7 protein-coding genes are annotated in these 8,403 nt (G+C 70.9%); 3 read left to right on the top strand and 4 right to left on the bottom strand.

What is annotated here, in order from left to right; translation table 11 throughout:
• Both RIF89_RS08590 and aspS read right to left on the bottom strand, forming a co-directional pair.
• Positions 1 to 803, bottom strand: an 803-nt coding sequence (locus RIF89_RS08590; RefSeq protein ID WP_309068706.1) for an FAD-binding protein, incomplete at its 3' end; no start/stop codon positions are given.
• A gap of 140 nt (positions 804 to 943) precedes the next feature.
• A complete protein-coding gene (gene aspS / locus RIF89_RS08585) occupies positions 944 to 2,722 on the bottom strand; it encodes an aspartate--tRNA ligase (protein WP_309068705.1) in 1,779 nt (592 codons plus the stop codon).
• 148 nt (positions 2,723 to 2,870) lie between these two features.
• Here aspS and RIF89_RS08580 point away from each other — a divergent pair, with 148 nt between their 5' ends.
• The gene (locus tag RIF89_RS08580; protein ID WP_309068704.1) at positions 2,871 to 3,539 is read left to right on the top strand and encodes a DedA family protein; all 669 of its coding nucleotides are present in this window, start codon (positions 2,871 to 2,873) and stop codon (positions 3,537 to 3,539) included.
• A gap of 147 nt (positions 3,540 to 3,686) precedes the next feature.
• Here the strand turns inward: RIF89_RS08580 and RIF89_RS08575 are convergent, their stop codons facing one another.
• Together RIF89_RS08575 and RIF89_RS08570 are read right to left on the bottom strand one after the other, a co-directional pair.
• Complete coding sequence (locus tag RIF89_RS08575; RefSeq protein ID WP_309068703.1) at positions 3,687 to 4,778, bottom strand: type I restriction endonuclease; 1,092 nt, start codon at positions 4,776 to 4,778, stop codon at positions 3,687 to 3,689.
• Positions 4,779 to 5,058: 280 nt separating this feature from the next.
• Positions 5,059 to 7,053 carry a hypothetical protein gene (locus RIF89_RS08570; protein WP_309068702.1) on the bottom strand — a complete coding sequence of 665 codons (1,995 nt, stop codon included), beginning with the start codon at positions 7,051 to 7,053 and terminating at the stop codon, positions 5,059 to 5,061.
• A gap of 168 nt (positions 7,054 to 7,221) precedes the next feature.
• Here RIF89_RS08570 and RIF89_RS08565 point away from each other — a divergent pair, with 168 nt between their 5' ends.
• Positions 7,222 to 7,851 (top strand): histidine phosphatase family protein, encoded by a 630-nt coding sequence (locus RIF89_RS08565; RefSeq protein ID WP_309068701.1) that lies wholly within the window; start codon positions 7,222 to 7,224, stop codon positions 7,849 to 7,851.
• 55 nt (positions 7,852 to 7,906) lie between these two features.
• On the top strand, positions 7,907 to 8,403 hold a 497-nt coding region (locus RIF89_RS08560; protein WP_309068700.1), incomplete at its 3' end, for a TlpA disulfide reductase family protein.

The following is an 8,403-nucleotide window of genomic DNA, read 5'->3' as shown; positions in this document are numbered from 1 at the left end:
CTGGCGCCGCCGTCCTGCGTGATGCGCAGCATCCGGCCGTCCACGTGGGCGGGCACGCCGCTGACCATGCTGCGCGGCGGAGTGCCGAGCCGCTCCGGCCACGCCGCGCGCACGAGGTCGTGGTCTCCGCCGATGCCGCCGGCCGTGACGATCACGGCCTGCGCACGCAGCTCGAACTCGCCCGTGCTGACGCGGCTGGACGCGCGGCCGCGCGCGACGTCGGACGGCTCCAGGATCGCCCCACGCACGCCCGTCACGGCGCCGCCCTCGAAGACGAGCGCGTCGACGCGGTGGCGGAACGCGAACCGGATCCGGCCCTCCTCTGCGTGCGCGCGGACGCGCCTCTCGAACGGCTCGACGACGCCGGGCCCCGTGCCCCACGTGAGGTGGAACCGCGGGACCGAGTTGCCGTGCCCCGCCGCGCGCCCGTCGCCGCGCTCGGCCCAGCCGACGACGGGGAAGAGGCGAAGGCCCATCGCGTGCAGCCACGCGCGCTTCTCGCCTGCCGCGAAGTCCAGGTAGGCATCGGCCCACGCACGCGGCCAGCGGTCCTCGGCGCGGTCGAACTGCGCGCTGCCGAACCAGTCCTGCCGCGCGAGCTCGAGCGAGTCGCGCACGCCCATCCGGCGCTGCTCGGGGCTGTTCACGAGGAACAGCCCGCCGAGGCTCCAGAACGCCTGCCCGCCGAGCGACTGCTCGCCCTCCTGATCGACGAGCAGGACGCGCCTGCCCCGATCCGCGGCCTCGGCCGCAGCCACGAGTCCCGCCAGCCCGGCCCCTACGACGACGATGTCGGTGTCCACGAGGGGAGGCTACCGGTGCCGGGCGCCCGAACCCGCGTACGCGCACCGAACCCGCACGAGGATGCCGAATCCGCACGAGAACGCCGAACCCGCGTGCGGTGGCACGCGGGTTCGGCGGGAAGGGGCGGATTCGCCGCGGGTCAGACCTCGACGGTCTCGGGCTCGGCGTCGACGCCGGCCTCGGCGCGCTGCTGCGGCGTGATCGGCGCGGGAGCCTCCGTGAGCGGGTCGAATCCGCCGCCCGACTTGGGGAACGCGATGACCTCGCGGATCGACTCGGTCTTCGTGAGGTGCTGCAGCACGCGGTCCATGCCGAGCGCGATGCCGCCGTGCGGCGGGGCGCCGAACTTGAAGGCGTCGAGGAGGAAGCCGAACTTCTCCTGCGCCTGCTCCTCGTCGATGCCCATGACGGTGAAGACGCGCTTCTGGATGTCCTCGCGGTGGATGCGGATGGATCCGCCGCCCAGCTCGGATCCGTTGCAGACGATGTCGTACGCATAGGCCAGCGCCGACCCGGGGTCGGTGTCGAAGGTGTCCTCGAACTCCGGCTTGGGGCCCGTGAAGGCATGGTGCACGGCGGTCCACGCGCCGGCGCCGACCGCGACGTCCCCCGAGGCGACCGCGTCGGAGGCGGGCTCGAACATCGGCGCGTCGACGACCCACGTGAACGCGAACGTGTCGGGGTCGAGCAGGCCGAGGCGCTTGCCGATCTCGATGCGGGCGGCACCGAGCAGCGCGCGGCTCGCCTTCGTGGCGCCGGCGGCGAAGAACGCGCAGTCGCCCGGCTTGGCGCCGACATGCTCGGCGAGGCCCGCCTGCTCGGCCTCCGACAGGTTCTTGGCGACGGGGCCGCCCAGCGTGCCGTCCTCGTTGAAGAGGACGTACGCGAGACCGCGTGCGCCGCGCTGCTTGGCCCACTCCTGCCAGGCGTCGAGCGTCTTGCGGGGCTGGCTCGCGCCGCCCGGCATGAGGACGGCGCCGACGTACTCCGACTGGAAAACGCGGAAGGGAGTGTCGGCGAAGTAGTCCGTCGCCTCGATGAGCTCGAGGCCGAAGCGCAGGTCGGGCTTGTCCGAGCCGTACTTCGCCATGGCGTCGGCGTACGTCATGCGCGGCAGCGGAGTCTGCACCTCGACGCCGATCGTCGCCCACATCGCCCGGATGACGTCCTCCATCATCTCGATGACGTCCTCCTGCTCCACGAAGCTCATCTCGATGTCGAGCTGGGTGAACTCCGGCTGGCGGTCGGCGCGGAAGTCCTCGTCGCGGTAGCAGCGCGCGATCTGAAAGTACCTCTCCACACCGCCGACCATGAGCAGCTGCTTGAACAGCTGCGGGCTCTGCGGCAGGGCGTACCAGCTGCCCGGGTGCAGGCGCGCGGGCACGAGGAAGTCGCGCGCCCCCTCGGGCGTCGAGCGGGTGAGCGTCGGGGTCTCGACCTCGACGAACTCGCGCTCGTGCAGGACGTCGCGGATCGCCTTGTAGACCTGAGAGCGGAGGCGGATGGCGCTCGCGGGGCCCTGCCGGCGCAGGTCGAGATAGCGGTGCTTGAGGCGCACCTCCTCGCCGATGGGGTCCGCGCCCTCGCCGCCCGAGACCTGGAACGGCAGCGGCGCCGACTCGTTCAGCACCTCCACGTCGGCCGCGATCAGCTCGATCTCACCCGTGGGGAGGTTCGGGTTCTCGTTGCCCGCGGGCCGCCGGCCGACCTCGCCGGTGACCTTGAGGACGAACTCGCTCCGCAGGGGGTGGGCGACGGCCTCGTCGCGGATGACGACCTGGGCGATGCCGGATGCGTCCCGCAGATCGATGAACGCCACTCCGCCGTGATCGCGTCGGCGGTCGACCCAGCCCGTGAGGGTGACGGTCTGACCGATGTGCTCGGCTCTCAGCGAGCCGGCGGTGTGGGTGCGAAGCACGAGGGATCCTCCCGATGTCAAGAAATCTGGACAAGTCTACGTGTCGGGATATCCGTCACCCCGCCCGGGGGAGAGCACCCAGGCGCCCGAGAGAAGGGACCGGTAACGTCGGGCGGGTACCGTGCCGACGACCGAAGGGCCATCCCGCATGATGACGACCGCCACGGCCTCCGACGGATCCTGGCTCGGCAGCCTCGTCGACGCCCTCGTGGGGCTCATGGATGTGATCGGCCCGTACGGCGCCGGCCTCGGCGTGGCCGCGGAGAACCTCTTCCCGCCCATCCCCAGTGAGGCGATCCTGCCGCTGGCGGGACTCGCCGCCTCGCGGGGCTCCTTCGCGCTGTGGGAGGCGATCCTCTGGACGACGGTGGGATCCGTCGTCGGCGCGCTCGCGCTCTACGGCATCGGCGCGTGGATCGGCCTCGAGCGCCTGCGCCGGATCGCAGACAAGCTGCCTCTGGTCAAGGTCGACGACGTCGACAAGACGGTCGCGTGGTTCCATCGCCACGGCGGGGCCGCGGTGTTCTTCGGCCGGTTCATCCCGATCTTCCGCAGCCTGATCTCGATCCCGGCGGGAGTCGCACGGATGCCCATCTGGCGCTTCGTGCTGCTCACGGGCCTCGGAAGCCTGATCTGGAACACGATCTTCGTGCTGGTCGGCTGGTTCCTCGGCGAGCAGTGGCACATCGTCGAGCAGTACATGGACGTCGCCCAGAACGTCGTGATCGCGGTGGTCGTGATCGCGATCGTCTGGTTCGTCGTGGTGCGCGTGCGCTCGCTGCGGGCCGACAAGCGCGCCGACAAGCACGCGGACTGACCGGGAGCGTCCGCAGCAGCGGGTCTGTTTCCCCGCCACTTGCCCCAATGTGCCGCTGTTCAGGTCTGCATGGCGGCACTTCGGGGCAAGTGGCGCGGTCGCGCGCCCGGTTCGGATCGGTGCCGCTGAGCGCAGCAGGCCGGCGACTCAGCCTTCGTAGGCGCGAACCCGCTCTCGGATCGATTCTGCGTGCGCATAGATGTCGTCGAGCGTCGAGATCGGATGCCGGGTCTCGTTCTTTTCAGCGTCAAACAGTCCGAGGTACTTCTGGCTCTTGCTGTTGAAGTGCAGACGAGCGATCGGCTTGCGATTATTGTCGTCAAGCAGGATCGCGAAGTAGGACTTGGCGTCCCGATGCGCGATGCGCTGGGGCTTCACTTCGCTGCAGGCGATCGCCTTAACGATCTGATATCCCTCGAGCTCCTCGAGTGTCGTTTCGATCTCTGTGTCGCGATCGAGATCAGCCTCTGCCACGGGCGCACTCGTCACGGGTGCAGTTCCGGTCGTGCTCTCGGACGCGACGTAGCTGCCAGCGCCGAGGGCGGTCTTCAGTCGCTCATTCACCTGGTCGCTGAGGTACTGCTTGAGCGCCTTCTGCACGAGGGGTCCGAACTGCTCCCGCACCTTCTGCGTGTACGAGCCCTCGTAAACCTTGGCCGTCAAGTACTTCGCCCACTCCGGAGTCGGGGTCTTGAAGTCCTCGGCGAGTGCCCGCTTGATCGCTCCGACGTACTTGAGCTCCTCGGCCGCGCTGACGATCGAGTTGAGGTCGAAGTTCTCTTTCGTGAGCTTCTTCAGCTCAGGAATCAGCGATTCGTCCAGATCCGCGAGGTCTAGGACGAGGAAAGGCTTGGAGTCCATGCGGTTGGGGGCGTCGAGGTCCGTATAGAAGTGATAGACCTCCCCGTTGGTGAGAACAGCGATCCGAGCATTGGTCACGGCGAAGTAGCGGAAGAGCTGCGACGCGTGCTCGATCTTGAGGTTCGAGAGCTTGCACTCGATGAGGAGCTGGACCTCGCCGTCGCGGAGGATCGCGTAATCGATCTTCTCGCCGCGCTTGATGCCGACATCGGCTGTGTACTCGGGCACGACTTCCAGCGGGTCGAACACGTCGTAGCCGAGAACAGACGAGATAAACGGCATGATGAATGCCGTCTTCGTCGCCTCCTCTGTCTGAATAGCGTGCTTCTGGTTCTGCACCTTGAGTGCGAGGGCTTTGAGCCTCTCAGTGAAGTCCATCTTGCGTCCTTGTCGCGGGAAAGACGGCGATCAATGCCGTAAGTACATACCTATCGCGTTCGAAGGAACATTCACGCCAATCGTTCGGTCCGGGCGTGGCGAGCCGACGGCCGATCAACCTCAACGACAAGCGTCCGCAGCAGCGGGCCTGTTACCCCGCCACTTGCCCCAATGTGCCGCTGTTCAGGCCTGCATGGCGGCAGTTCGGGGCAAGTGGCGCGGTCCCGCGTCCGGTTCGGATCGGCAGGCCGCGTGGGTGCGGTCGGGCAGGTGGCGTGGGTCAGCCGGTCGTCAGGGCCTCGACGATGTTCTCGAGCGCGGCGACGCCCTCCTGCATGCGCCACTGGGCAGGGTCGTCCGAGCTCGTGGTCGTGACGACGACGCGGTAGCCGGGCAGCCACGACTCGAGCTCCAGTCCCGTCGGGACGTAGGCGCCGACCGCGTATCCGCCCACCGCGTCCAGCGCATCCGACGTCTGCACGCCGCCGAGCTCGGTCTTCTCGGCCTCGGTGCGGCGGCGCGCGACCTCGTCGGCGTCGGCGGTCTCGCGCGAGACCCACACCTCCACGCGTGACGTCACGCCCCGGTCGGCGATCGACTTGCCCTTCTCGGCGGCCCAGCCGCAGGCGACGCGGCTGGAGCTCGACGCCGTGATGCCGCGCAGCTCGTGGAACCCCTTCGCGAGCGGCGCCGCGAGATCGAACAGGTCGTCGCACGTCAGCAGCGACAGCCCCAGCGCCGCGATCGCGTCCACGACGACGTGCGCCGCCTCGGGATCGGGCCACTCGTCGGGCAGGCGGGACGCGAAGCGCGCGCGCTCGTCCGGCGTGCACTCGGCCAGCGGCGCGACCGCCGTGGCGGCCGCGTCACGCCACGCCGGCGTCGTCGCGAGGTCCCCGGTGGCGGAGCGGAACCGCGGCTGCTGCGCGAGCACCGCGAACAGCGCGGCCGCATCCGACTCGATGTCGCGGCACGTGGCGGTCCAGGAGTCGAGCGTGGGGGCCTCGCGATCGGCGAGTACGGTCCAGGATGCGCCGCCCGGCGGTGCCGCGGCCGCCGCGACGAGCGTCTCGGCGGACGCCGCGGCGAGGGTGTCGAAGGCGCCGGCGGCGCCGACCCGGATCGCTGCGGCGGCCGCCCGCGCGCCCTGCACCTGGGTCGCCTCGGCCTCCGGCCCGATGGCGGGCGGCTCGGTCAGCTCGGCCGCACACGCCGTCAGCGTCGTGCCGAGCTCGGCCACGGTCGACGCGTCGTCGAGCGGCCGCGTCTGCGCGGCACCGCAGTCGTACAGATCGGAGATCAGCTCGGTGACGGACGGATCGGGCACCTGGCCGAGCGACACGTGGCGCGCGAACGCCGTGAGCAGATCCACCGTCGCCGTCCGGGTGTCGACGCGCGCGACGGCGCGCAGCGCGGGCTCACCGGCGCTCAGCCCGACATCGACGCCCCCGCCCGGCGGCAGGAGGGCCGTCCCCTCGTCGTCGACGAGCCCCGCCGCGACGCGCCAGACGCGGTCTCCGGCGTCGTCGCGCGTCACCCACGCGAACGTCGCGTCGCCCGTGAGCTCGAGCGCGCGGGTCGTGGTCTCCCGGCTGCGCGTCCTGACCGTCAGCACGTCGGACTGGTGCGCCTCGAAGCACGTCGCGATCGCGGACTCGGGCCGCGCCAGATCCGGATCAGCGGATGCGCCGACCCAGTCGGGCAGGACGGCGTCCTCGCAGCGCGGCGCGGCCGGCCCGGCCACCGGCGCCGCGGCGTCGTCGAGCGCCGAGGTGGCCCACGTCACGATGCCGCTTCCCGACATCTGCACCGACAGCGCGCCGTCCGCCACGGCCGGGGCGCCCGGCTCGGGCACCCACACGTGGCGGTCATCGTCCCAGCGCACGAGCGCCGCAGCCGCCGCAGCCTCGGCGGGCACGTCGGACACATCCCACGAGAGCGTGACCGGAGCGCGGAAGGCGGTGGGGGTGTCCAGTCGCACCGGAGTGCCGAACACCTCGCTCGCGATGCCGGAGTCGGCGCCTCCGATCCGCGCGCCGACGGTCACGTTCGCGACGTTCGTCGTGACGGCGCCCTCGGGCACATCGACCGTCACGTCGCCTGAGGTCCACTGGTCGCCGTCGCGGTCGACCTGCGTCGTGCGCGCATCCGCGAAGGACGGAGCGGGGTCGCGCCGCGCCTCGCCGGCGGACGGCTCGGGCACGCAGGCGGCGAGCCCCAGCACCAGCGTCGCCGCCGTGATCGCGGCGGCCGCGCGATGCAGTGCTGTCCTCACGCGTCCACGGTAGCCGCGGCGCGTGCGACCTCCCGGGCGGCGCTCCGGGATCCGCGCCGGCCTCCTCCGGCCGGACCCCGACGCCCGGCCCACCACCGCGCTCAGGCCGCCCGGCGGTCGCCCGGCCGTTCGTAGGATGGAGCAGACAGGCGAACAGCAGGGGAGCGCATGCCGGCCGAACTCATCCATCTCGTGCGCCACGGCGAGGTGTACAACCCCGACGGCGTGCTGTACGAGCGCCTTCCCGGCTTCCGCCTCAGCGACGACGGCCGCCGGATGGCGCGCGCCGCAGCCGAGCACATCCAGGGTCTGAATCGCCCTGTCACAGCGCTGCTGAGCTCTCCCCTGCAGCGCACGCTCGAGTCGTCCGAGCCGTTCACCGAGCTGTTCGGGCTCGAGCCGCGCATCGAGGACCGCGTGATCGAGCCGACGAACGTGTTCGCCGGCCTGCGGATGAGCCGCGCACTGCGCCGACCGTGGAAGTGGCGGCACCTGCGTCGGCCGTCCGTGCCGAGCTGGGGGGAGCCCTACACGCAGGTCGTGGAGCGCATGCGCGCCGCGCTCGACGAGTCGTGGCATACGACGCCCGAGGGCGACGTGGTGATGGTGTCGCACCAGGCGCCCATCTGGCTCACGCACCTGTCGGTCGCGGGACTGCCTCTGCCGCACGACCCGCGCACGCGCCGGTGCGCGCTGTCGAGCGTCACGTCGTTCGAACGCAGAGGCGACGTCTGGCGCGAGGTGTCGTACGCCGAGCCCGCACCCCTCGACGACGCGGTGGACGTCGGGGCCGTGTAAGGGTTCATTCGGCTGGCGCACAGCCCGCTCATCACGCGAAACGTAGGATGGGGGAGTGTCCCGCGCAGCCCGATCCGCCCGCCGTCTGACAGCGCTCCTGGGTGCCGCCGCGCTCGCGCTGACGCTCGCCGCGTGCAGCCCGGACCCGGTCGCCGAGGACTATCGCGAGGGCTCCGACAAGGGCTACATCTCGGGCCAGTTCCAGGTGGAGGAGATCGACGAGGCGGAGCGCGGCGAGCCCGTCGTGTGGGCCGGCGAGACCGACACGGGGGACACGCTGTCGAGCGAGGACGTCGCCGGCGACGTCGTCGTCGTGAACTTCTGGTACGCGCAGTGCCCGCCGTGCCGCGTGGAGGCCGAGCACCTCGAGTCCGTCTGGCAGGACTATCGGGATCAGGGCGTCTCGTTCGTCGGCGTCAACACGATCGACCAGGCGGATCAGTCCCGCTCGTTCGCCGAGAAGTGGGGCGTGAGTTACCCCAGCGTGATCGACGCGAACGACGGCGACGTCAAGCTCGCGTTCGCCGCCGTGTCGCCGATCAGCGCGACCCC

The sequence above is a fragment of the Microbacterium sp. genome, assembly GCF_031178525.1.
Taxonomy (GTDB): Bacteria; Actinomycetota; Actinomycetes; order Actinomycetales; family Microbacteriaceae; genus Microbacterium.
Note: the sequence above shows the minus strand (reverse complement) of the source record. Positions and strands in the feature narration are given on the sequence as shown.